The sequence below is a fragment of the Acinetobacter amyesii genome, from assembly GCF_023499985.1.
Lineage (GTDB): Bacteria > Pseudomonadota > Gammaproteobacteria > Pseudomonadales > Moraxellaceae > Acinetobacter > Acinetobacter amyesii.
The window spans coordinates 91,271-116,833 of sequence record NZ_JAMCOU010000023.1; the positions used below are offsets into that span (position 1 = coordinate 91,271).

The window sequence follows — 25,563 nt, forward strand, 5'->3', positions numbered from 1 at the left end:
TGTATGCTATACCGTTCAAGGTGAACGCAATTCTGAGTCATTCTGTCTATATCCTGAGGGGGAATTTAAAGAAAGCAAGAGAGCTTGCCATTGAACTGAAATACTTGTATTACAGGTCAATCTAATACAAACATATCAAGCAATTTTTTAAATTGGTCGTTGAGAATTGGTTTGAGAATTAAAGAATAAATAGTCATGATCTAAAAATGATAATCTGCTTTATTCAACTCTTTTGAGGCAACAGTGTAATCTTTAATCCCTTAGGAAAATTCGGTTCAAATTGGATGGTATAAGCATATTGTTGCAGCATTATTTTGACCAAAGATAAGCCCAGTCCATGACCTTTCTGCTGAGCCGATTTACGCCAAAAACGTTGCCCTAAGTAACGAATGTCTTCGGCATTTAAATGTCGGCCGTTATCTTGAATGCGTAACGTATTTTCCTGCATTTTCACCTCAATTACATCAGCGTTTGCATGTAATAGTGCATTTTCAAGCAGGTTTTTAAGAACAGAATACAAGACAAATTGAGGTAATGCCAAATCACCAAGACTGTGCCAATCGACCTGAATTTTAGCTGTTGCTTCAGGATAAATCAGTGCTAAATCATCGAGTACTTTTGCAATAATGGGCTGTACCTGAATGCTTGCTTTGATCTGTTCAATAGATTGATCGGTATTCGATAACATCAGTAATTGCTCAAGTAAATCAGCATAGCGACGGACACTTTGATTTGCTTGATCCAAGCTATATTGCAATTTCATATTGCCGTCCGTTTTCGCCATCAGTTGTGCCAATTGCACATTGGTTTTAATTGCGGTTAAAGGACTCCGTAATTCATGCGCAGCGTATGCACTAAAGACTTTTTCATTTTCAAGACTTTGATGCAGTTTATGGACTAAGCGATTCGAATTTTGCACAAAAGGGTAGACCTCTGAGGGCATGGTATTGGCATCTAAGCTTGTGAGATATTGGCTTGCCTCATTGAGCGATAAATTTGACTGACTTAAATCGCTTACAACCAGATCCAAGGCTTTAAATTCTCGACGAACAATTAAAACAATTAAGCCGATACACAACAATAATGACAAGATCAGCGGAATTAAGACCGATTGCAAAATTTGTTTCAGTAAAGATTTTCGCAGAAACATACGCTCTGCAGCCACCACTTGAATCTCACCGCGACGTAACACATAACTACGCCATTGCGTCTCCCCTTGTTGCCAAGTACTGAAACCAACCGCTTGCTGACTTAAATCTTTAGGTGCACCGCGTGTTTTGGCAATCACATGCTGTCCTACACTGATGTCAGAGCTAAATAATGATACTTCGCACGCGATCAATTGTTCTTGGTCTGTGGAATCAAGTTGTTGGGCTAAGGCAGACTCATCCAAGCTTTGCAGTGGTAATTGTTGAATCAGTCGTGCCACCATTTGTGCGGAAGCATGTAGACGTTGATCTAGGGTGTCCTGTAGACGTTTTTGTAAATCGATATACAGCCAAACAAATACTACACTCCATAAGCCGATCATCAAGGCCAAAAGACTGCTGACCAAGCGCCATTTTAAGCTGTGTGATTTTTGCATGGGATTGACTCAGCAATTCTAAACATATAACCGACACCACGAATGGTTTGAATATAGTCCGCATTCAATTTTTGCCTTAAGTGATAAATATGGACATTCAGAGCATTGCTTTCGATACTGTCTTGGAAGCCGTATAACTTATCTAACAGCACTTCATTTTTGAGCACTTGATTTGGATGGCTCATCAAGGTTTCAAGCAAACTGTATTCACGTCGTGAAAGCTGAATCATTTGATCTTGATAATGGACTTCTTGAGTGTCTTTATTGAGCTTTAAGTGGTCAAATTGAATGACATTCGATGAAAAACCGCGGTGACGTCGGGTGAGTGCATGAACCCGTGCAATCAGTTCATCCAGTTCAAAAGGCTTGGTTAAATAGTCATCGGCACCGACATTTAATGCCTCAACACATTGTTGGGTCTGTAACCGTGCGGTTAAAACCAAAACAGGGATATGGATCTGATCTCTGCGCCATGATCGCAGTAAGTCTAAACCATCTTGGTCAGGTAAGCCTAAATCCAGCAAACATAGATCGACCGCACTGTGGCGGATAAAATAATCTGCATCACGCGCATGACTCACATGTTCTACTGAAATATTTAAAAAATCCAATGTGGCACAAATACTTGAGGCAATATATGGATCATCTTCAACCAAAACAACAAACATAGCGTTTTCCTGACTTCCTGCCTGTATTTTATAAATGATTTATCTTGTTAATGCTCCCTTAATTTATGCTTTTGCATAATCAACCAAAATAGATTTATGTCGGGTATTAAAGTCATCTATGCGTATAGGGTTAGTAGGGTTGTGTGGAATATTCAGCATTTTGAGTATGCAAAGAGCATCCGCTGATTTTTTACCCCCTGATCAAGCATTTGCTTTTCAGGCTGTATCGACAGCGCAAGACCAAGCCAGCTTCACGTGGCGTATTGCTGATGGTTATTATCTGTATCATGATCAGCTTAAAGTCATTGAAAATGGCAAAGCATTATCACTGCAACTGCCTCGTCCACAGCAAAAAGATGACCCCAATTTCGGCATGACCGACGTACATTATGGTCAAGTGCAAGCGACTGTCGCCATGCAACCCAATCAAAGCTATAAAATTGAATGGCAAGGCTGTGCCGAAAGTGGCTTATGTTATCCAGTACAGCGTACAACCATTCACACCGATGCCGATGGATTATTGCCTGAAAGCAAGCTGAGTCAGCAAAGTACAACGCAAAAGAAATTATTAGATGTAGTCACATCGTCGTCATTACCCAATACTGTAATGCCTGCAGATCCACAGGCGAAAAACACTGAAACTGTAACAGTTGTAACGCCAGCAAATACAGCAGAAGTCAAAGAGGATGAAAATGGTTTAAGTCCCTCTTCTGAAGTGACTGCTTTAACAGAACCTAGCGAAGCAAGTGCGCCAGAGCTAGATGATGCCTTGATGATGCAGTCAAGTTCAGAATCTGTTACTACAAGGAATGCTGAACAGCGTACGAAGCAGGTCGATTGGAACAACGACCAGTACTTCTTTTATTTACTTTCAACAGACAATATTGCACTGAATCTGATCATTTTTTTAGGTTTAGGTGTATTGCTCGCATTCTTACCATGTTCCTTACCACTGATTCCGATCTTATCCAGTATTTTAGTGCAACGTCATCGTGGCTATCGTGCCGGCATGATTGCAGGTGTCTTTGTGGTCGGAATGGCATTGATTTATGCCTTGATGGGTTTAGCTGTGGCAGGACTCGGCTATAACTTCCAACGTTGGTTACAAAGTCCCATATTTATTGGGTTATTTGCCATGATGTTCGTGCTGTTTGCATTGAATTTATTTGGCGTATTCCAGTTGTCTTTACCACAAGGTGTATTACAGCGTTTAGATCAATGGCAACAACGACAAAAAGATGGAACCTTATGGGGTTCATTCATTATGGGCATGATCTCTGCGCTAATTGTCGGACCCTGTATGAGTGCGCCATTGGCAGGGGCTTTGCTGTTTGTTGCGCAATTGCCTGAACCGTGGATGGGGGCTAGTTACCTGTTTATTCTAGGTCTAGGTGTGGGCTTACCATTGTTGATTGCCTGTGTGTTTGGTGCACAGTACTTACCCAAACCAGGCGTGTGGATGGATCGTCTGAAATTCACTTTCGGTTTTGTCATGCTGTTGTTGGCGGTGTATTTCCTGCGTCCTTTACTGCCGAGCGTGGTTTATTTGACGTTGATGGGACTCTTATTCATCAGTATCACCGTTTACATTTTATGGAAGATACGTCCACATATTTCACAAATGCCGACGCAACTACTGTTCATTGCAATGAGCTTAGCGACCGCAATATCGGGTGGATGGTATGTCACGCAAGCATGGTCACAACTGAATACGACACAAGCCACAACATTAGTTGCATGGCAAAAAGTACGTACCCAAGCTGAGCTTGAACAGGCACTGAATCAAGTCAAAGGACAAGCAGTGCTCATAGATGTGTATGCCGATTGGTGTGTGGCTTGTCAGCCGATTGAAAAAGAGGTGATGCCTCGTTTCGATGTACAAACAGCTTTAGATGCTGTTGCTCGAATCAAACTCGATTTAACCGAATATGAAGCAAGTCAGGATATCATACTAAAACAATGGCAAATTTTAGGGCCACCGACCTTAATTTTCTTAGATACAGAGCATCAGGAACAGCGCAATCTACGTTTGACGGGCACCTTTAGTGCAGAGCAACTCTTGAACCGACTTAAGGTTGGAGCACAGCGATGATTTCGAATGAAGCCTTGCATCTTAGACCATTCATGTTGCCTTGGGGACTGTTGTGTTTAGTGTTGGCTTTGCTGGTCAGCGCCATGATTGGACGAAAAGTCGGGCAACAAGCACAGTGGTCAACCGAAATTCAACAGCGTTTCCAAGATTCGATTTGGAACAGTGTTTGGATCGGATTACTCGGTGCGCGCTTGGTCTTTATTGGATTGAATATGGAGTCTTATCTCGTATCGTCCATTGATATGCTGAAAATTCAAGACAAAGGGTTTCATCTGAGTGGCGGAATAATTATAGGAAGTGCATGGTTTTGGTGGCGAAATTCAGCCATTGCGAACAAAGCAAAGGCCACATTATTACTGATCTTTGTCCTGCTTATGGGGGCAGGATGGACAGTACAAAAAATCATGCATCAAGATAGCCATTATCCAAATTTGAGTTTTCCAAGTCTGAAGCTTGCCCATCAAGATCCGTCAGAAATCATTGCGCTAAAACAATTTCAAGGTCAGCCCACGGTTGTAAATTTATGGGCGAGTTGGTGTCCGCCGTGTCATCGTGAAATGCCTGTATTACAGCGTGCGCAGGATCAATATCCTGAGGTGCATTTTGTCATGCTCAATCAAGGGGAAGAGGTCGATACCGTCCGTGCTTATCTCACAAAACATCACTTCAGTTTTAAACACGTTCTGCTAGATGTGCAGGGTGAAATGCCACAAGCAGTGAACAGTTTAGGTTTACCCACTACCTTATTTTTCAATGCACAAGGTCAGTTGATTGCGCGTCATCAAGGCGAACTCAGTCAAGCGATGTTGCAACAATATCTCAAGAAAATTAACCCATAAATTAATCATAGGATGTGTGTCATGAATACTTTACTTAAAACCAGTTTAGTTATCGGAACACTGTTGACGGTGGCATGTGGTGTCAGTGCTAATCCGAATGCCATTAAAAAACAACTAGAAAAAGAAGGCTTTCAATTTGTAAAACAAATTCCTGCACCCGAAGGTTTAACAGGTTGGGTAGGGCACGAAGATCAATATTCCAATACCATTTTTATTTCCAATGATGGCAAGTATTACATCAAAGGCGAGTTGTTTGATGCCCAAGGAAATAGTCTTTCCAACACCCAAATTGAAACCCATATGAAAAAAGCCATTTTGGATGATGTATGGAAAACATTAGAAGATTCAACATGGATTCAAGATGGCATAACCGATGCGCCACGTATTGTCTATGTATTCTCAGATCCCAATTGCCCGTATTGCCATAAATTTTGGCAAGAAGCACGTCCTTGGGTAGAGTCAGACAAGGTTCAATTACGTCATATTCAAGTGGGTGTGATTCGTGAAGAAAGCCGTGCTCAGGTGGCAACTTTACTCATGTCAAAAAATCCAACAGCCGTATTTAATGATATCAATGTCAATCGTGGCAAAAAGCGCCTTAAATCAGCAGAAAATATTCCTGTAGAGATAGCAGAAAAAATTGATTTTAACCAAAGCTTAATGGGCAAATATGGTTTCTTCTCAACACCATCCATTGCTTGGCGTGACAGCAAGGGGAACTTCCGATCAGCACAAGGGATGCCGAGTGATCTCAAAGAAATCTTTGAAAAATAAGTAAAATGGATGCTCACCAAGCCAACACAATAGCCCGTCTAAGATCATGCTAAGCTCAACATCAACCACTTAAACATCAGGGGGCACAATGTCAAATTTACAAGATCCACGCGTATTGCTTGCTTTGGAACGTACAGCATTGGCATGGAACCGCAGTGGTTTAGCCCTGATAGCCTTTGGTTTTGTGATTGAAAAATCAAATGTATTGCTACAACTACTGCACCCTGAGCAATATCAGCACAAAATTATCTATGGACAGTGGCTTGGCATTGCCGTGATTGTGTTTGGTTTATTGGTGAACTTTGCCTCAATTTTGCAATATCGTCGAGGATTGAGCTCATTAACCGAACAGGAATTTATTGAGGATTATCAAACCCAACATCCCGTGTGGCTGAATTTATTGACCATGCTGACTGGGTTTTTACTGATCATCTCATTTTGGATTTACTAAACTTGGCTGAGCCTCCATACAAAAGCATGCACAAAAATGTTTATTCCTGACAGTACAATTGATACAGCGTTTGCATAATACCCAGCACTTTAGGGTCTGCCAATTGATAAAAAATTTGTTTGCCTTCGCGACGTGTCGAAACAATTTTATTGTTCCGTAAAACGGTCAATTGTTGCGATAGGGTCGGCTGATGAATATCGGTACATTCCTCAATTTGCTGAACATTTAATTCGCCATTGATCAACACACATAAAATTTTTAAACGGTCCGGATTTGATAACACTTTCAAACAATTGGAAACGGTATCAACCTGCGTAAATTCAATTTTTAAGTTATCGATTGCGATGTTCATAACGTCTAACCCGAATCATAAAAAGCAAAAAGAGCAAAGTATGTCGAGATAATAACATAAAATGGCTTGATTAATATACAAAGATATATAATATAAGTTTGAATATTGTTTATGGCGCGTTAACTATGCATGATTTTGTGACAGCGTTTCTTGGTGGTGCTCTGTTGGGTATAGCAGTGGTGGGTTATTTGTATGTCCATGGGCGTATTGCAGGCATCAGTGGCTTGATTGCGCAGGTACTGAATCCACAGACGATTTTTAAAACGCCTGCAGTGTGGTTTCTTTCAGGCTTGATCATCACGCCATTTATTTATGGTCTTTTTGTACAACCAGAGATTATCGTGTCTGCTAGCCCAATAATGATGATTATTGCTGGTTTACTGGTGGGTTTTGGTACCCGCTTAGGTTCTGGTTGTACCAGTGGTCACGGTATTTGTGGGATCAGCCGATTATCTAAACGTTCCATCATTGCAACTATGACCTTTATGTTTGCAGGCTTTATTGCTGTATATGTCGTTCGTCACTTGATTGGAGCATTCTAAAATGAAAAACTTTTTAGCTTTTGTATTTGGTTCGCTTTTTTCAGTGGGTTTGATGTTCTCTGGCATGTCTAATCCGCAAAAAGTGATCGATTTTTTAGACATATTTGGTAATTGGGATGCAAGCCTTGCCTTTGTCATGATGGGTGCAATTGCTGTGGCATTTATTCCATTCCAAAAAGCGGTACGTAGCAGTGCACCAACCACAGTATTTAATGAGCAGATTGATTTACCAAGTAACAATAAAATTGATTCAAAGCTTATTATAGGTGCCTTAATATTTGGTGCAGGATGGGGGATTGCCGGCATTTGCCCAGCGCCAAGTTTCACCTTAATTGGCTTAGGACATTATCAAGTTTTATATTTTATAGGGGCGATGCTTGCAGGCGTGTTGATTCACCGTAAATGGTCAGGAGCTTAACTATGCAACAACCGATTGTTCAGGATTTTTTTGATCAAGCGACCAATACATTTAGTTATGTGGTGAGTGATCCGGTAACCAAGCGCTGCGCTATCATTGACAGTGTTTTGGACTATGACGCGGCTTCGGCAACCACCTCGACCACCCATGCTGATGCAATCATTGCATATGTCAAAGTACAAGATTTAAAAGTAGATTGGATTTTGGAAACCCATGTGCATGCCGATCATTTGACTGCAGCACAATATTTAAAATCTGTACTCGGTGGCAAAATTGCCATGAGTCATCATATTGCCTTGGTGCAAGAAACCTTTAGTGCCATTTATAATTTAGATATCAAGCAGTTTAATGCTCAACAACCATTTGATTATTTATTTGATGATCATGAGCATTTTCATATTGGTGAGCTAGAGGCATATAACATCCCGACACCAGGTCATACGCCTGCATGTTTAAGTTATGTAGTGGGTGATGCAGTTTTTGTCGGTGATACTTTATTTATGCCAGATTATGGTACAGCACGTTGTGATTTTCCGCGTGGTAGTGCAGATACCTTATTTGATTCGGTGCAAAAACTGTATCAATTGCCAGCCTCCACCCGGGTGTTCTTGTGCCATGACTATTTGCCAAAAACGCGTGATGAATATCACTGCCAAACCGATATTCAAACGCAAAAAGAGCACAATATTCATATTCATGAGGGAACTACAAAATCTGAATTTGTGCAGATGCGTCATGAGCGGGATGCAACTTTAAGTATGCCTAAACTGATTTTGCCGTCGATTCAAATCAATATGAAAGCGGGTCAATTTCCCGAACCTGAAGAAAATGGGGTGTCGTATTTAAAGTTACCGCTTAATTTTTTTAAAACCTAAAAATATTGTATTTCAAATTATTAAAGACTTATTTATGTCTTTATCTTAAAAATTCATATTTATATCTTTAAAGTGAATATTCACTTTAAAGATCTTGGTATTTTAGGTATATTATATTCTATAAAGCTGACTTGTATGATCGGATTTCAAGCCAGCACTGCCTTTTAAGTATTTTTGCTTTCGTTGGCATCTGTTGAGAGAATATGTTGCTAAGACAGAGTGGACTGTTTTTTGCAATTTTAACTTTAGTTTTGCAAATCGCAGTATATTTACAACCGCTATTACCCGAAGAATTTCAAATTGCTCCGGTATGTCTCTCTATTACACATAATTTACTGTCCCCAGAAAAGCACAAACACGTACATGAGACGTATAACGAACTTGTTCATCATCTGACCCACGATCATAATCACGACGATCACAATGGACATAACCATCAATGCCAATACTGTACCGTCTATGGTGATGTTGTCCTACCTTTTGATTTTGAGATAGTTGAAATCATCGATAAGATTCAAGTCCGTCTAAGTTTCTATAAAGATGCTTTCCGACATGTATATTTCTCACTGCAAAGGCTTTACTTACTTCCACAAGGTAGGGCACCTCCACACACACTTTAAATCCTAATCAGACCAACAATTTGAATTGTTGATTTACCTCGGTATTTAAAGAGTGATTTTATGAAACTTTATATTTTTGCACCGTTTAGCGGATGCGAACAGAATCGGTTCGCCTATATCATTAGGCTAAAACAATTGATCAAATCCCAACAGATTCACAACAGTCTGCGTCATCGTACTGATCTATCTTTCCTAAAGCAGTCCCGAAATTATGGGCCGTTAGTGGTTCACCGCATAATTCCACAATAAGGTGATAGACATGGATTTAGGTTTGACAGCACTTGAATTGGCGCGAATTCAATTCGCTTTTACAGTTTCTTTTCATATTATTTTCCCTGCAATTTCCATTGGGCTAGCAAGTTTTCTTGCGGTCTTAGAATGGCGTTGGCTTAAAACACAAGATCCCGTTTACCGTGATCTGTTCCAATTTTGGATCAAGGTGTTTGCATTGTCTTTCGGAATGGGAGTGGTTTCAGGGGTAGTCATGAGCTACCAATTTGGCACCAACTGGAGTGAATTCTCTCGTATTGCGGGTAGTGTCACTGGCCCCTTACTCAGTTATGAGGTCTTGAGTGCCTTCTTCTTAGAAGCGGGTTTCCTAGGCATTATGCTGTTTGGGTGGGGAAGAGTGGGTCCTAAAACCCATTTCTTTGCCACACTGATGGTGGCAATTGGCACCTGTATTTCCATGTTTTGGATTTTATCTTCCAATAGCTGGATGCAAACTCCACAAGGCTTCAGCTTTGAAAATGGCATTATAGTGCCGCAAGATTGGTTTGCTATCGTTTTTAACCCATCATTCCCTTATCGCTTAGCGCATATGGCTCTAGCAGCATTCCTTGTATCTGGCTTATTGGTCGCTGCTACTGCAGCATGGCACTTACTCAAAGGTCGCCGTGATGCCTTAGTAAAAAAATCATTTTCTATGGCGATGTGGATGATTCTCGCACTTGCACCTTTACAGGTATTTGTGGGGGATATGCATGGTCTAAATACATTAGAACATCAACCTGCGAAACTTGCTGCAATTGAAGGACATTGGGAAACTAATAAAGATCATGGCATGCCGTTATATTTGTTCGGTATTCCTGATATGGAGGCGGAAGAAACCAAGTATGCAATTGGCATTCCGAACCTCGGTAGTCTGATCATGACGCACACCTTAGAGGGAGAGGTGAAAGGCTTAAAAGACTTTGCCCCTGAAGATCGACCAAACTCGCTCATAGTATTTTGGAGCTTCCGCATTATGGTCGGTATGGGAGTCTTGATGATTTTGCTTGCTCTGATGGGTGCATGGTTGCGTAAAACTGGGAAATTTTATGAGTCAAAATGGCTACACAAATTTGCCTTATGTATGGGACCTTCAGGCTTTATTGCCCTGCTTGCTGGTTGGTTTACCACAGAAGTCGGTCGTCAACCTTGGGTCGTGTATGGCGTACTGCGTACCAAAGACGCCTTGTCACCAGTATCGGCAGAACAAGTCGGTTTAACCTTAATAATCTTTGTGATTGTCTACTGCATCGTATTTGGTATTGGGATTTATTACATGCTCAAATTGATGGTTAAAGGACCACAGTTCATTCATTCTCAAGCCCATAGCGATGGTGAGGTCATTCGTGCATCAAATCGTCCAATGAGTACGATTGATGAGTCGCTTGAAGTACAACCACAGGAGAAAAACCATGATTGATTTATCCTTAATTTGGGTAGTAATCATTGCTGTAGGTGTGCTGATTTATGTGGTACTCGATGGCTTTGATTTAGGGATTGGTATCCTTTTTCCTTTAGTAAAAGATCGCCAAGAACGCGATGTTATGATGAATACAGTCGCACCAGTTTGGGATGGCAATGAAACATGGATGGTTTTAGGTGGTGCAGGCTTATTTGCGGCATTTCCATTGGTGTATTCGACTGTACTCTCTGCGCTGTATATGCCGATTATCTTAATGGTCATCTCGCTGATTTTTCGTGGAGTCGCCTTTGAGTTTCGTTTTAAAGCGAACCGCACCAAACATTTATGGGATCAAGCGTTTATTTGGGGCTCGATCTTGGCATCATTCTTCCAAGGTATGATTTTAGGTGCTTATATCCAAGGGATTGAAACCACCAATGGTATTTATAGTGGTGGCGGATTGGATTGGCTGACCCCATTTTCAATTTTTACTGGGATTGCTGTAGTGGTGCTGTATGCCACTTTGGGCTGCGGATGGTTGATTTTTAAAACTGATGCACGTGTTCAAAATCATATGTTTAGCCTCATGCCAAAACTGATTATCGCCTTATTTGTGATTTTTGCTGCAGTGAGTATTTACACCCCATTGGTACATGCAGAGATTGCAAATCGTTGGTTTAGCTTGCCGCAACTGTACTATTTTAGCCCTGTGCCGATTTTAGTATTGATCTTCACATTATTGGCTTTACGTGCCTGTAAAAGACGTCAGGAATTTGCGCCATTTATTTATACACTTGTCTTAGTTGTGTTGGCATATACAGGGTTCTTAATCAGTCTATGGCCAAATATCATCCCACCATCCGTCACCATTTGGCAGGCAGCAGCACCGCAAAGCAGTCAATTGTTCGCCTTGATTGGAGCATTGGTGCTGATACCGATTATTTTGTTCTATACCGCACTGTCGTATTGGGTGTTCCGTGACAAAGTTCGTGTCGGCGATGATGGCTATCATTAAGGAGAAACATCATGAAACTGAATCAAGCAGGCTGGTTTATTGTGCTATGGCTTGGTGGTGTCTTGAGTTTGGCGCTTGTCGCAGGGTTCTTTAGACTGCTGGTGCAGTGGGCTTACTAGAACCTATTCCTTAAATCTGAATCCACTATCTTGCCGGGTAAGATAGTGGATTTTTTTGAGGGACTAAAGGTGAATTGAGTAGGTAGAATATGACAATTTAAAGTGTCGAAATACATAAAATATATTTTTTATATTCAATACTTCTTTTGAATGATTTTTCTGTTTTTTTAGCTTCTATATTGTTAAAACTAACATGATGCATTGAAAAAAACTTAAGGAGCGTGAGTGGAACTTAAACAGCTCAAATATTTCATCACCATTGTAGAATCTGGAAGTTTAGGCAAAGCTGCACAAAAACTTGAGGTTGGCACATCGGCACTCAGTCAACAAATTGCAAAACTTGAAGATGAACTTTGTACACGTTTATTACAGCGAAATTCTACAGGTGTGACGCCCACGCCAGCGGGTTTGGCATTTTTTAAACAAGCGCAGTTATCTTTGAGACATATCCAATATGCAGTGGAGGCGGCGCATTCTTCACGATTGACAGGTCATGTCAGCGTTGGATTTTCACCTAGTATAGCGTCAGTTCTGGGCATACCATTTATGCAGCTCATGTCAGAGCGTTATCCTGATATTAAAATTCATTTAGTTGAAAGTCTCTCGGGAAATTTAACCAATTTAGTCAACTCAAGACAGCTCGACATTGCCATTATTTTTACCCAAGATGTCGATGCCAATTGGGCAGTACAACCGTTATTAAAAGAACAAATGTTTCTTATGGCAAATCGTTCTTTACTGAAAGAGTATGGCTTTGAACACTGCATTGAAAATGGAAAAATTGATTTAGAAAATGTGAATCGTTTGCCTCTGGTACTACCAAGCCAACGACATGGTCTACGTAAATTCATCGATCAAAAGGTTGAGGGGCTGGACGTAAATTATGAAGTTGATGGTTTACACTTACTCATGAACTGTGTCAGCAACTTAAATATGGCGACCATTCAACCTGTCAGTGCACATTTTGATTATCTCAAATCAGATATTTGTTTACTCAAAGTAGTCGAACCAGTGCTGGATCGAATTAATTATCTTATTAGTATTGCTGAAGAAGAGCTTTCTCCTGCAAGTCTCGCCACCAAAGTAGCAATTAAAATTTGTATTAAGCAGCTGATCAATAAAGGATTATGGTCAAGTGCAGAGCTATTAGACTTTTAGCCTATTTAATTTTACTAAACACCTATTTAAAAGTTGCCTATCACAGCGCTAGGCAGTTTTGGTCTTAAATTACATCAAATTCGAAAGGGAAGACATCGAATGCATGATGTAATTGTAATTGGCGGTGGGAATGCCGCTTTATGTGCAGCATTGACAGCAAGGGAGGCTGGGGCTTCAGTTTTATTGCTAGAAGCAGCACCAAAGGAATGGCGCGGTGGAAATTCACAACATACCCGTAACCTGCGTTGTATGCATGATGAACCTCAAGATGTATTAGTCGATGCCTATCCAGAAGAAGAATATTGGCAGGACTTACTCAAAGTAACTGCAGGTAAAACCAATGAGCATTTAGCCCGTTTAGTGATTCGCACCACGGCAACTTGCCGTAATTGGATGCGTCAACATGGGGTAAATTTTCAACCACCTTTATCTGGTGCATTACATGTTGCACGGACCAATGCTTTTTTTATGGGCGGTGGTAAAGCTTTGGTGAATGCCTATTTTAGAAGTGCAAAAGATTTAGGGGTCGAGATTCGCTACAACACAAAAATCAATGAACTGATTATTGAAGATGGGACATTTATTGCTGCAATTGCTGAAGATGGCACGCGTTTTGACGGCGCTTCATGTGTATTAGCTGCAGGTGGATTTGAATCCAATCGCGAATGGTTAAAAGAAGCGTGGGGACAAAATGAAAATGGCGAATGGCCTGCAGATCATTTCATTATACGAGGCACACGTTTTAACCAAGGCAACTTATTAAAGTTCATGATTGATCAGGGTGCAGATATTATTGGCGACCCATCTCAATCACATTGTGTCGCAGTTGATGCCCGCGCACCTCTCTACGATGGTGGCATTTGCACCCGTATTGACTGTGTTTCACTCGGCATCGTGGTCAATAAAAATGCGCAACGTTTTTATGATGAAGGCGAAGATTTCTGGCCGAAACGTTATGCCATTTGGGGGCGTTTAGTTGCAAAACAGCCAAGTCAGATTGCGTATTCAATTATTGATTCAAAATCTGTTGGGCGTTTTATGCCACCAGTCTTTGAAGGTACTAAGGCAGATACGATCGAAGAGTTGGCAGAAAAATTAAATCTAGATGTTGCGACTTTAGTTCAAACAGTGAAGGACTATAACCAAGCCTGTGTGGCGGGTGAGTTTAATCACACGGTACTGGATAATTGCCATACCGAAAATTTAACGCCCGCAAAAACACATTGGGCTGTTCCTTTAAACCAACCGCCATATTATGCCTACGCATTACGTCCAGGCATTACTTTCACCTATCTGGGCTTAAAAGTCGAAGATGATGCCGCTGTACGCTTTAAAAATGTCGCGAGTCCAAATCTATTTGTTGCAGGCGAAATGATGGCAGGCAATGTACTTGGGCAAGGCTATACAGCCGGTGTAGGTATGTCGATCGGAACGACATTTGGTCGGATTGCAGGAAAAAATGCGGCTCAAGCTGCATTTAAACTGGGAGTTTAAAGAATGAATGCAAATGTTAAAAACTTAATACCAGTTGTGCAGCTCACGGATCATGAACAGCAAGTAAAACAGGCTTTACAGATTTGTAATGCATGTCGTTACTGCGAAACATTCTGTGCGGTTTTCCCTGCAATGACCAAAAGACTAGAGTTTACTCAAGCCGATATTCATTACATGGCAAATTTATGTCACAACTGTGGCGCATGTTTACATGCCTGTCAGTATGCGCCTCCGCATGAATTTGGCGTCAATATTCCTCAAGCCATGGCACAAGTCCGCCTAGAAACCTATCAAGAATTTGCAGTTCCTGCATCTTTTGGTGCGATTTATAAAAAGACCGGAATTCCGCTAGTTTCTGCGATGTCGGTATTTTTTGCATTACTGATGCTCTTGGGTGTTTGGCTCAATGGCACCAATATCTTTGGTCAATATCAAGGGAATTTTTATGCAATTTTTCCGCATAACTTTCTTGCCGTGTTATTTGGCTCTGTGTTTATTTTGGCTTTTGTACTTTTGGGTTTGGGAATTGCAAAATTTTGGAAACAAACCTCAAAAATTATTCCAGAGGGCGTTGCACAACCTGATATTTTTCAAGCGTCAAAAAATGTCCTGACCTTAAAATATTTAGATGGTGGACATGGTAAAGGTTGTAATGAGGAAGATGATCGTTATACGCAAATTCGCCGAGTTTTCCATCACTTTACGATGTATGGATTTTTACTTTGCTTTATGGCAACCAGTGTCGCGACGATGTATCACTACTTTTTAGGCTTAGAAGCACCGTATGCCTACACCAGTTTACCGGTGATTTTAGGTACATTGGGCGGTATTGGTCTGATCATTGGACCGATCGGGCTGCTACATCTCAATATTAAACGACATCCGATGCATGGTGATGCAAAACAAAAACCTATGGACCGTGGTTTTATCTTCCTTTTATTGCTGATCAGCATTACAGGTCTGGCGTTATTGGTATTTCGCGATAGTTCTGCAATGGCTCTCTTGCTGATTGTTCATCTTGCAACCGTTATGACTTTCTTCTTGACGATCCCTTTTGGTAAGTTTGCGCACGGCTTTTACCGAAGTGCCGCATTACTAAAATTTGCCGTCGAAGAACGTGTCGCAAAACTTAAAACGAATTCAAAAACCAAGTAAGCACCCAAACCACAACCGGACCATGGAGGTCGATGATGGCTATAGGTAAGAAAATTGAATTTTTAAATGGACTACAACGTTATAAGGATATTTTAACAATGAAGAAATTAAAATGGTTAGCCGTCGCTTGCACCAGTATTGCTGTCGTTGGCTGCGGCACAGGCAATGCCTCAAAAGATCCTGGTCATCCAAAACGTGCAGAATGTATTGCACCTGCAAAGCCGGGTGGTGGTTTTGATATGACCTGTAAGCTGATCCAATCCGGCTTTAAAGAAACAGAAGTATTAAAAGATCCGATGCGTGTGACCTATATGCCAGGCGGCGTTGGGGCTGTTGCTTACAATAAAATCGTGAATAATGATCCAGCAAATAACAATGCGGTCATCGCATTTTCAACTGGTTCTTTACTGAATTTGGCTCAAGGTAAATTTGGTAATTTTACTGAGAAGGATGTGAAGTGGCTTTCGGGTGTAGCTGTTGATTACGGTTTAGTGGCAGTGCATAAGGATTCGCCATTAAAAACACTGGATGATCTGATGAAGGCGCTAAAAGAAAATCCAAAAGGGATCAGTTTTGGTGGTGCTGGCAGTGTGGGTGGTCAAGATTGGATGCAAACGGCAATTTTGGCTAAAAAGGCTGGGGTAAATCCTGCCAACTTGAGTTTTGTAGCTCTCGAAGGCGGTGGCGAAGTATTAACAGCCTTGTTAGGTCAACATATTCAAGTGGGCGTGGGGAATGTGAGTGAAATTGGCTCGCATCTCGAAGCGGGTAATATCCGTGTTCTAGCAGTGTTTTCTGATAAACGTTTAGCGGGTAAATTTTCTAAGTTATTAACTGCGAAGGAACAAGGCTACGACTTGGAATGGCCTGTGATTCGTGGTTTCTACATGGGACCAAAGGTCAGTGATGAGGCATATGCTTGGTGGAAAAATGCCTTTGATAAAATGATGACCAATCAGAAATTTGATGCCGTTCGAGAAAATCAGGATCTGTTGCCATTTGAATTAACAGGTGAAGAAATTAGTGCTTATGTCTATAAGCAAACGGCTGAAATGCGTCAATTATCAGAAGAATATAAATTATCAAAATAACAAATACGCTGAGTTGAATGCCTTTTCAACTCAGTTTTTTGTTTTCGAGGATAGATGATGAAATCTGAACGGATTCTTACGGCCATCATTGCGGTCTGCGGCTTTTTCTTATTAATTTACGCATGCAATTTTGAAGCGCCGATTTCCTACGATCCTGTAGGACCGAAAGCCTTTCCAATTTTACTGATGGGTTTAATTACAGTGAGTGCCATTTATTTGACTGTGCGCCCAGCCATGATGTTTGAACCTGTTGAACTAGGTTGGACTAAGCATTTAATCGGCAAACTTGTTCTATGCACATTGGCATTATCACTGTATGCGCTTTGCTTCGAATGGTTGGGATTTATCGCAGCAACGCTACTGATGACCATCGCGGTTGGGAAACTTTTTAACGGGAAAACAGTACCAGTTGTTATTACAGGTTTGGTGCTGAGTATGAGTACCTACTATCTGTTTGACCGTGTTTTGGATGTGCCATTGCCACTAGGCTTCTTGGGTTAGGGATGACAACGACATGGACATATTTAATTTCTTAATGACAGGTTTTGAAGTTGCCTTACAACCACAAAACTTACTCATTGCTTTTATTGGTGCATTTATTGGAACGATTGTCGGACTGTTGCCGGGATTGGGTCCAATCAATGGTGTTGCCATCTTATTACCTTTTGCCTATGCCTTAGGATTACCCGTTGATAGTGCCTTAATTTTATTGGCAGCTGTTTATCTCGGTTGTGAGTATGGTGGACGAATTTCCGCAATTTTGCTGAATGTGCCGGGCGATGCGGGTGCAATTATGACCACTTTAGATGGTTATCCTTTGGCTCAGCAAGGTAAGGCAGGTATTGCTTTATCCCTTTCATCTGTTAGCTCATTTATAGGTAGTACGATTGCCTTTATTGGGATTGTTTTATTTGCTCCGATTTTGGCACGATGGGCGGTTTCCTTTGGACCAGCGGAATACTTTGCCTTGATGGTTTTTGCAATTGTGTGCTTGACCGGTTTAGTCAGCACGCAACCATTTAAAACGTTAATCATGGCGCTGATCGGTCTGGCAATTTCGACCGTGGGTATGGATGCGATTACTGGTGTTTATCGTTTTACATTTGATAGTGTGGGTTTAAGTGACGGCATTGCCTTTACAACAGTGGTGATTGGTTTATTTAGTATCAGTGAAATTCTACTGCTGCTTGAACGTACCACGATGGGAAAAGTGGTTTTAGAACAAGGAAAACGCTCATTATTTAATGTCAAAGAGTTTCTGAGTGCTTTAGCCACCATGATTCGTGGATCCTTGATTGGGTTTTTCTCAGGGATTTTACCGGGCGCAGGTGCCAGTGTGGCGAGTGCCATGGCGTATACCACTGAACGTAAAATGGCGGGGGATAGTAGTAAATTTGGTAAAGGTGATCTACGTGGTTTGGCCGCGCCAGAAAGTGCTAATAATGCAGCAGCATGTGGTTCTTTTGTCCCAATGTTGACTTTAGGTGTGCCGGGTTCTGGAACAACTGCAGTCATGATGGGTGCTTTGACCATGTATAACATTACCCCAGGTCCGCAATTATTTACAGAGCAGCCTGTATTGGTTTGGGCATTGATTGCATCCTTAATGGTGGGAAATATTATCTTATTGGTATTGAACTTACCTTTAGTTGGCTTCTTTGCGCGTTTACTTTCGATTCCAAGCTATATTTTGATTCCTATTATTGCAACCGTCAGCTTTGTTGGGGTATTTGCAATTCATAGCACTGTTTTCGATCTTGTGCTTTGTATGGGGCTCGGTATTGTTGGATATATCCTTCGAAAATTTGATTTTCCATTGGCACCTCTGATTCTTGGTTTTGTACTGGGTGAATTGATGGAGTCAAATCTACGACGTGCACTCTCCATTTCTCAAGGTGAGCTCAGTATTCTGTGGAGCAGTAACATCAGTATGGGACTATGGGTCATGTCAGCACTGTTGTTGATCTTGCCAATCGTCCGTAAATATCTATTCATTAAGAAGCAAAAAGCTTAAATGGAGAAGCAATGGTCAGCGAGTCTGACCATTGCTGTTAGATCATATGGAAATAATAAAATTAAATGCCAAAGGATTGGTATGCGCACTGATCGGTGCGCTCATCGCAAATTTACTTCATCTCCCTTTACCGTGGTTGCTCGGGCCATTACTCGCGGCTTTATTGTTTGGTTGTATAGGCCAACCACTCACATGTTCACCGCATTGGCGTAAAGTGGGACAAGTCATTATTGGTATGGTTTTGGGACTATATTTTACCCCAGCGCTAGTCCATGCTATTTCTGCCTATTGGATATTTATCGTACTTGGCATCTTATGGTCATTGATTTTGGGAACACTTATCGCAGGATTACAATATCGTATCAATGGTTTAGATTGGGCAACGGCGTGGTTTTCTTCTGCAATCGGCAGTGCCAGTGAAATGGTGAATATCGCAGAACATCACCATGCGCAAGTAGATAAAGTCGTTGCTGCACATAGTTTAAGAATTGTGGCACTTGTGGTGCTTGTACCAATCGTTTTAGCAGCATTATTTGATATTCATTGGGTAAGTCTAGACCCACACATCATTGATCACTTTGGAATTGTCCAAATTCTTCTTTTATTTGCTTTGGCCTGTTTGATAGCGAAAATATTTCAAAAATTCAACGTATTAAATGCATGGGTTCTCGGACCATTAGTTATAGTGGGATTACTTTCATTTTTCGGAGTATTGGAACTAAAATTTCCGACGTGGTTTACGGCGTTTGGACAAATATGTATAGGCTGGTCATTAGGGACAAAGTTTCCTTTTAGCTTCTTAAAAAGCCATAAAAAATTTATCGCTATGACGACCATTTTTAATTTATTGGCATTAGGATTATCCATCCTATTTGCATTGTTCTTGATGTATATCAGTCATGCTAATGGGAAGATTTTAGTTTTAGGCTTATCTCCCGGCGGCATTGCAGAAATGTCTTTAATGGCAAAAGCCCTTGGATTAGCTGTGCCTATCGTGGTTGCATTTCAACTATCACGCCTGATTTTTGTGATATTGACCACCAATTATTTTTATCAATTGAGCAAAAAAATATTTTTTAAAACAACAGATAAACCTTAATTATCCCCAATTCAATCTTTGATTCAGATGAATTAAAAAGAATACTTTCTATAGCTTGGCATTTAAATACAGCGGAGTAGAAGTTAGAAAAATATGAGATTAATGAAAGATAGTTGAGAAAGCGGTCTTAAATGATGGTTTGAAAGTGAAGATGAGTAAGTGAGATCAATTTGATTCAGGACTGCTTTCGTCAGTCCCTTATTATTTTAATGCCGTTTTAGATCAGTAAATTTTAAATTTCATTATTATGCAAAATTCGAAGATTTAAAGATTTAACGAAAAAATTAAATTTCGCGCCAAACTTCATTCTTATCTTTGAATGAAATCATAAAGTTAAATTTGTCATCATTACTTACCAAAAGGCCTTCTGGCGTTTGCATAATCACTTTCAGAACGGTACCAGTTTCAAAAACCAAAGGACTGCAATTTTCTTTATTTAATGTAATTGGTTTGAGTAATTCAACAATTGCACTTTCCATTTTACTTCCCCAAGCATCGGTTGTTAATTGAACTTAGCATATTATTGGTGAAGAAACATGTTTTGTAAATGACGTGAGCTCCATCGCAGAAAATATTTTAGAAATTTCCATAACTTAAGTTTAAATAATGGTTAAATAAATTAAGGTTTTTTAATCTATTGATATCAAAAATAATTTTAAAATATGACAAACTTTTTAACTGTAATTATATGTCCTAAGATTTGTCTTTTGTTCCACAAACAATGACCAGATCATCGAAAGGGCATGATCAATAATGAATTTAAGGTGAACTTCAGTTTTCATGCTTAAGCTAACAGAATGATGTGTCGTCTTGTATTTGATTGTTAAATTTCAGATTAAACAGCGTTAAATATTCAATCTGAACAAGAAAATTAATGAAATAAAACTTATTATCAGCAACTCAATCTAAAAACAAAGATTCAGGGAAATGTAGGACCAATGTTTAAATCTTTTTTTCCAAATCCAAAATGGTTTTTTGGATCATTCCTTATATGGTTCGTGATCAATATTGTCTTGTGGTATAGCGGTGGCAATAGTTGGGGTACGATGTTTGGTTTACCTGCAAATTATCATCAAGCAGAGCTGCCTATTGGTATTAGCCGATTTTGGAGCCCCAAATTTTTATGGTTCTATGCTTGGTTTTTTGTAGCAACGGCACTCTTTGCAGCCTTTTGGAAGATTAAATCAGATAATCCTTGGCAACGATGGTCTGTGTGGGGAACCGCATTTATCCTGTTTAATGTTTGGTTTAGTGTGGAATGTAATGTCGTAATCAATGCTTGGTATAACCCATTCTATGATCTGATCCAGAAGATGCTTTCAGGTGGTGGGGGCGAAGTGGCGACGCTATATTCAGAGACGCTGACTTTTCTCTATGTGGCCATGGTATATGTCACACTGGCGGTATTGAACCTGTTTTTCGTTAGTCATTATGTTTTTCGTTGGCGTACCGCAATGAATGACTTTTATACTGCACATTGGGAAAAACTGAGAACCATCGAAGGTGCCTCACAGCGTATTCAAGAAGATACGATGCGTTTTGCGAGAACCACAGAAGGACTTGGGGTTAGCTTGGTTGAATCGGTGATGACCTTAATTGCATTTCTACCTGTGTTGTTAACTTTATCAACACATGTAAAGAAATTACCTGTCGTGGGGGAAATCACCTATGCATTGGTTTGGGCGGCAGTCCTTTGGGCAGTATTAGGGACGGTTATTTTAATGCTGGTGGGTTATAAACTACCGGGTTTGGAGTTTAATAATCAAAAAGTCGAAGCAGCATATCGTAAAGAATTAGTTTATGGTGAAGATCATGCAGATCGAGCAGACCCTCTCACATTAAAACAATTATTTGGTAAAGTCCGATTTAATTATTTTAGACTGTATTTTCACTATGCTTATTTCAACCTAGTTCGTATTTGGTATATGCAGCTTGATAATATTTATGGGTTCTTTGTATTATTTCCAAGTATTGCAGCGGGAACAATCACGCTCGGTATATTAATGCAAATTTTAAATGTCTTTGGGCGTGTACGTGATTCTTTCCAATACCTGATTTCTTCGTGGACCACCATTATTGAACTGATTTCTATTTATAAACGTTTAAGAGCATTTGAAGAAAAAATTAGAAATTGAGTTTATAAATTTAAAATAGGCCTAGTTGCACAAAGTAATTCCTAAGGGCTTCTTTAGCGATCTAATTTCCAAATGAAGAGGCCTCTAGCTAGAATTTACCGCATAATCAATAGGTATTGAATTAAATTATTAGGGTATACCTTCAGTACTTGGAATTTTAACAGTCAAGTCAATGAGATTTATGCCCCTGAAGTGGCCTTAAATAAATTTATAAAATGAGTTCAAACTTATGCCCAAGTTGCTATTTAATTTTGAGTCTTATACCTAGGTTGTATGTATCAAATCTTTGATCAAAACAAATCTTTCAAGAAAAACCAATAATTGTTTACTTGTGTAAATATTGTGAAGTTTATGTATATTTATTGTTCGTTAGGTTTGTTTTTATTAATGTTTAAGCACAATTTGGATACTTTTAATAACATTTTATTGGCATTTTGTTTAGTTAAATTGCAAATTAAGTCACAAAAATAACAAATATTGTCAAAAAAAATACATTTTTTCTTATGTTAATTAACATTTGCTTTAATATTTGAGTCGTAATAAAAAAAAACAGAGATTTTTTGCAAAATTTGGTGAACTGTTTGGCACTAATGTGTGTTTTTTATATACATAATTAGTGAAATCTAGGAACGGTGAAAATGCCTTTCTTAAGTGTTATTAAAACAATTTATAGATTAAAAAAAGCTTTCAAAAATTAAGCCCAATAAGGAGAAATTCCATGTTGCAGGTGCAAATAGTATCAAAAGAGCACCACACAATACTTGAGAATTTGCAAACAAGTAATGTTGTGTTGAAAGAGGCTTCTGTTGTTGTTATTCACACATCCAGAGAAAATGTTGCAAGCGTTGAGCGAGTGGGTAACTCATTAATTATTAAAACCCACGATGGTCAGCAATTAGTTATTGAAAACTATTTTTCAGATAATCCTGATTTAAATGATGTTGTTTTGGAGGAGAATGACAGATTATATTTACTTGAAACTGCAAATGATTCAGTTGGGCAATTAACGGTAAATTATAATCCAATAGATGAAATAGACCCATTATTATATGACGATAGTTCGGCTGGTTTATGGGCTTGGCTTGCACCAGTGGTGACAGCAGCTGGAATTGCACTTTGGGCTGGTCATGATTCAGGAAGTTCTTCAAAACCTAAAGATACCACTGCACCATCAGCACCAACCGATGTAGTGATATCGGAAGACGGTACAACGGTTACAGGTAAGGGTGAACCTGGATCAACAGTTAAAATAAAAGATAAAGATGGCACCGTGATTGGTACTGCTACTGTTGATTCTGCAGGAAATTTTGAAGTTGAATTGAAAGATCCATTAACTAATGGTGAAAAAGTAGATGTCACACTAACAGATAAAGCTGGCAACGAATCTGAACCAACAGAAGCGACTGCGCCAGACACAACAGCGCCAGTAGCACCAACCGATGTAGTGATATCGGAAGACGGTACAACAGTTACAGGTAAAGGTGAGCCCGGCTCCACGGTAGAAATCAAAGACCAAGACGGCAACGTGATTGGTACAGGATCTGTGGATAGCAATGGTGATTTCAGTGTTGAACTTGAAGAACCGTTAACCAATGGTGAAACCATTGAAGCGACAGTAACGGATCCGGCTGGCAATGAATCTGAACCAACAGAAGCAACTGCGCCAGATACAACAGCACCAGAAGCACCAACCGATGTAGCGGTATCAGAAGACGGTACAACAGTTACAGGTAAAGGTGAGCCCGGCTCCACGGTAGAAATCAAAGACCAAGACGGCAACGTGATTGGTACAGGCCCAGTGGATAGCAATGGTGATTTTAGTATTGAACTTGAAGAACCGTTAACCAATGGTGAAACCATTGAAGCGACAGTAACGGATCCAGCTGGCAATGAATCTGAACCAACAGAAGCGACTGCGCCAGATACAACAGCCCCTGTTGTAAGTGATGTTGTCGCGACGCCAAATCAAGATGGCACAGCGATTGTAACAGGTAAAACTGAACCAGGTGCAACAGTAGTCATTAAAGATCCAGCGGGTAATCCAGTTCCAGTGACGGTTAATCCAGACGGCACATTCACAGCGACTATCCCAGCACCAGCCCCAGAGGGTGCATATACCGTAGAAGCAACTGACCTTGCTGGAAATACAGGCACAGGCACAGCTACGCTTGATGACAATGTTGCACCAGAAGCACCAGAAGCAACAGTCAGCGAAGATGGCACAAGCGTTATCGGTCGAACTGAACCTGGAGCAACAGTCGAAGTAAAAGATGCAGATGGTAATGTGATTGGTACTGGTACTGCAGATGCGAATGGTAATTTTAATGTTCCAGTCAGTCCGTCAATTGATAATGGCGAAATTGCGGAAGTCACAGCAAAAGATGCAGCAGGAAACACATCTCAGCCAACAGAAGTAACAGGTGGATTAGATACACTTGCACCAGCAGCACCTACCGATGTCGTAGTATCAGAAGACGGTACAACAGTTACAGGTAAAGGTGAGCCTGGCTCCACGGTAGAAATCAAAGATCAAGACGGCAATGTGATTGGTACAGGCCCAGTGGATAGCAATGGTGATTTCAGTGTTGAACTTGAAGAACCGTTAACCAATGGTGAAACCATTGAAGCGACAGTAACGGATCCAGCTGGCAACGAATCTGAACCAACAGAAGCAACTGCGCCAGATACAACAGCGCCTGTTGTAAGTGACGTTGTAGCGACGCCAAATGAAGATGGCACAGCGACTGTAACAGGTAAAACTGAACCAGGTGCAACAGTAGTCATTAAAGATCCAGCGGGTAATCCAGTTCCAGTGACGGTTAATCCAGACGGCACCTTCACAGCGACTGTCCCAGCACCAGCCCCAGAGGGTGCATATACCGTAGAAGCAACGGACCTTGCTGGAAACACAGGCACAGGCACAGCTACGCTTGAGGATAATGTACCTCCAGCGGCTCCTACAGATTTGGACTTTAACGATACTGGTTCAGAAATTAGTGGTAAGGGTGAACCAGGCGCTACTGTAGAAATTAAAGATGCTAATGGTAATGTGATTGGTACTGGTACAGTAGATTCAACCGGTAATTTTGTTGTTGAACTAGACGATCCATTAGTAGATGGTGAAACTGTATCGGTAGTATTGACTGATGTAGCTGGTAATACATCTGATCCAAGTAGTGTTAAGGCTCCAATTTTAGACGAAGCCGACTCGGATTCTGACTCTGACAGCGATTCTGACAGTGACTCGGATTCTGACAGCGACTCGGATTCTGACTCTGACAGCGATTCTGACAGTGACTCGGATTCTGACAGTGACAGTGACTCGGATTCTGACTCTGACAGTGACTCGGATTCTGACTCTGACAGTGACTCGGATTCTGATTCTGACAGTGACT

The 25,563-nt window shown here is 40.5% G+C and carries 24 protein-coding genes; 20 read left to right on the forward strand and 4 right to left on the reverse strand.

The window, feature by feature from the left end; translation table 11 throughout:
* Window positions 1-223 precede the first annotated feature (223 nt).
* Both M5F03_RS05945 and M5F03_RS05950 read right to left on the reverse strand, forming a co-directional pair.
* Complete coding sequence (locus M5F03_RS05945; protein ID WP_249707414.1) at window positions 224-1,585, reverse strand: ATP-binding protein; 1,362 nt, start codon at window positions 1,583-1,585, stop codon at window positions 224-226.
* The gene (locus M5F03_RS05950) at window positions 1,564-2,253 is read right to left on the reverse strand and encodes a response regulator (protein WP_180102390.1); all 690 of its coding nucleotides are present in this window, start codon (window positions 2,251-2,253) and stop codon (window positions 1,564-1,566) included. The genes M5F03_RS05945 and M5F03_RS05950 overlap by 22 nt, the downstream gene beginning before the upstream one ends.
* A gap of 166 nt (window positions 2,254-2,419) precedes the next feature.
* On the opposite strand from M5F03_RS05950, the gene dsbD reads away from it, so the two are divergent.
* From dsbD to M5F03_RS05970, 4 genes are all read left to right on the forward strand, one after another.
* Window positions 2,420-4,345, forward strand: coding sequence for a protein-disulfide reductase DsbD (gene dsbD / locus M5F03_RS05955; protein ID WP_249707424.1), 1,926 nt, complete (start codon window positions 2,420-2,422; stop codon window positions 4,343-4,345).
* Window positions 4,342-5,184: a TlpA family protein disulfide reductase gene (locus M5F03_RS05960; RefSeq protein WP_249707426.1), complete on the forward strand. Its 843-nt coding sequence runs from the start codon at window positions 4,342-4,344 to the stop codon at window positions 5,182-5,184. Before dsbD ends, M5F03_RS05960 begins: the two co-directional genes overlap by 4 nt.
* A gap of 21 nt (window positions 5,185-5,205) precedes the next feature.
* Window positions 5,206-5,958 carry a thiol:disulfide interchange protein DsbG gene (gene dsbG / locus M5F03_RS05965; RefSeq protein ID WP_249707428.1) on the forward strand — a complete coding sequence of 251 codons (753 nt, stop codon included), beginning with the start codon at window positions 5,206-5,208 and terminating at the stop codon, window positions 5,956-5,958.
* Between the two features lie 88 nt (window positions 5,959-6,046).
* Window positions 6,047-6,409 carry a YidH family protein gene (locus M5F03_RS05970; RefSeq protein WP_233944467.1) on the forward strand — a complete coding sequence of 121 codons (363 nt, stop codon included), beginning with the start codon at window positions 6,047-6,049 and terminating at the stop codon, window positions 6,407-6,409.
* 40 nt (window positions 6,410-6,449) lie between these two features.
* Here M5F03_RS05970 and M5F03_RS05975 read toward each other — a convergent pair whose 3' ends face one another.
* Window positions 6,450-6,761: an ArsR/SmtB family transcription factor gene (locus M5F03_RS05975; protein WP_120367942.1), complete on the reverse strand. Its 312-nt coding sequence runs from the start codon at window positions 6,759-6,761 to the stop codon at window positions 6,450-6,452.
* A 125-nt stretch (window positions 6,762-6,886) separates the two neighbouring features.
* Between M5F03_RS05975 and M5F03_RS05980 the strand changes: the two genes are divergently transcribed.
* The 14 genes from M5F03_RS05980 to M5F03_RS06045 all read left to right on the forward strand — a co-directional run bounded on the left by M5F03_RS05980 (window position 6,887) and on the right by M5F03_RS06045 (window position 20,033).
* The gene (locus tag M5F03_RS05980) at window positions 6,887-7,303 is read left to right on the forward strand and encodes a YeeE/YedE family protein (RefSeq protein WP_180035493.1); all 417 of its coding nucleotides are present in this window, start codon (window positions 6,887-6,889) and stop codon (window positions 7,301-7,303) included.
* A gap of 1 nt (window position 7,304) precedes the next feature.
* On the forward strand, window positions 7,305-7,721 hold the full coding sequence (locus M5F03_RS05985) for a DUF6691 family protein (protein WP_180092321.1): 417 nt from the start codon (window positions 7,305-7,307) through the stop codon (window positions 7,719-7,721).
* A 2-nt stretch (window positions 7,722-7,723) separates the two neighbouring features.
* A complete protein-coding gene (locus M5F03_RS05990; protein ID WP_078193078.1) occupies window positions 7,724-8,596 on the forward strand; it encodes an MBL fold metallo-hydrolase in 873 nt (290 codons plus the stop codon).
* Window positions 8,597-8,802: 206 nt separating this feature from the next.
* Complete coding sequence (locus M5F03_RS05995; protein WP_078193302.1) at window positions 8,803-9,216, forward strand: DUF2946 domain-containing protein; 414 nt, start codon at window positions 8,803-8,805, stop codon at window positions 9,214-9,216.
* Window positions 9,217-9,475: 259 nt separating this feature from the next.
* Window positions 9,476-10,906, forward strand: a complete 1,431-nt coding sequence (locus tag M5F03_RS06000) for a cytochrome ubiquinol oxidase subunit I (protein WP_180085258.1) — start codon at window positions 9,476-9,478, stop codon at window positions 10,904-10,906.
* Window positions 10,899-11,903, forward strand: coding sequence for a cytochrome d ubiquinol oxidase subunit II (gene cydB, locus M5F03_RS06005; RefSeq protein WP_078193076.1), 1,005 nt, complete (start codon window positions 10,899-10,901; stop codon window positions 11,901-11,903). The genes M5F03_RS06000 and cydB overlap by 8 nt, the downstream gene beginning before the upstream one ends.
* An 11-nt stretch (window positions 11,904-11,914) precedes the next feature.
* Entirely contained in the window at window positions 11,915-12,022 is a 108-nt protein-coding gene (locus M5F03_RS06010) for a DUF2474 family protein (RefSeq protein WP_111886050.1), read from the forward strand.
* Between the two features lie 225 nt (window positions 12,023-12,247).
* A complete protein-coding gene (locus M5F03_RS06015) occupies window positions 12,248-13,180 on the forward strand; it encodes a LysR family transcriptional regulator (protein ID WP_249707430.1) in 933 nt (310 codons plus the stop codon).
* Window positions 13,181-13,279: 99 nt separating this feature from the next.
* The gene (gene tcuA / locus M5F03_RS06020; RefSeq protein WP_249707432.1) at window positions 13,280-14,674 is read left to right on the forward strand and encodes an FAD-dependent tricarballylate dehydrogenase TcuA; all 1,395 of its coding nucleotides are present in this window, start codon (window positions 13,280-13,282) and stop codon (window positions 14,672-14,674) included.
* 3 nt (window positions 14,675-14,677) lie between these two features.
* The gene (gene tcuB / locus M5F03_RS06025) at window positions 14,678-15,829 is read left to right on the forward strand and encodes a tricarballylate utilization 4Fe-4S protein TcuB (RefSeq protein ID WP_180077342.1); all 1,152 of its coding nucleotides are present in this window, start codon (window positions 14,678-14,680) and stop codon (window positions 15,827-15,829) included.
* Between the two features lie 35 nt (window positions 15,830-15,864).
* The gene (locus M5F03_RS06030) at window positions 15,865-16,920 is read left to right on the forward strand and encodes a Bug family tripartite tricarboxylate transporter substrate binding protein (protein ID WP_180077340.1); all 1,056 of its coding nucleotides are present in this window, start codon (window positions 15,865-15,867) and stop codon (window positions 16,918-16,920) included.
* A 54-nt stretch (window positions 16,921-16,974) separates the two neighbouring features.
* Window positions 16,975-17,421 carry a tripartite tricarboxylate transporter TctB family protein gene (locus tag M5F03_RS06035; RefSeq protein ID WP_180024036.1) on the forward strand — a complete coding sequence of 149 codons (447 nt, stop codon included), beginning with the start codon at window positions 16,975-16,977 and terminating at the stop codon, window positions 17,419-17,421.
* A gap of 13 nt (window positions 17,422-17,434) precedes the next feature.
* Complete coding sequence (locus tag M5F03_RS06040; RefSeq protein WP_180077338.1) at window positions 17,435-18,934, forward strand: tripartite tricarboxylate transporter permease; 1,500 nt, start codon at window positions 17,435-17,437, stop codon at window positions 18,932-18,934.
* 46 nt (window positions 18,935-18,980) lie between these two features.
* Window positions 18,981-20,033 carry an AbrB family transcriptional regulator gene (locus tag M5F03_RS06045; RefSeq protein WP_249707433.1) on the forward strand — a complete coding sequence of 351 codons (1,053 nt, stop codon included), beginning with the start codon at window positions 18,981-18,983 and terminating at the stop codon, window positions 20,031-20,033.
* A 284-nt stretch (window positions 20,034-20,317) separates the two neighbouring features.
* Here M5F03_RS06045 and M5F03_RS06050 read toward each other — a convergent pair whose 3' ends face one another.
* On the reverse strand, window positions 20,318-20,512 hold the full coding sequence (locus tag M5F03_RS06050) for a hypothetical protein (RefSeq protein ID WP_180092302.1): 195 nt from the start codon (window positions 20,510-20,512) through the stop codon (window positions 20,318-20,320).
* A gap of 459 nt (window positions 20,513-20,971) precedes the next feature.
* Between M5F03_RS06050 and sbmA the strand changes: the two genes are divergently transcribed.
* Both sbmA and M5F03_RS06060 read left to right on the forward strand, forming a co-directional pair.
* Complete coding sequence (gene sbmA, locus M5F03_RS06055) at window positions 20,972-22,168, forward strand: peptide antibiotic transporter SbmA (protein WP_249707435.1); 1,197 nt, start codon at window positions 20,972-20,974, stop codon at window positions 22,166-22,168.
* Between the two features lie 718 nt (window positions 22,169-22,886).
* Window positions 22,887-25,563: Ig-like domain-containing protein (locus tag M5F03_RS06060; RefSeq protein ID WP_249707438.1), on the forward strand; the 2,677-nt coding region annotated here is incomplete at its 3' end.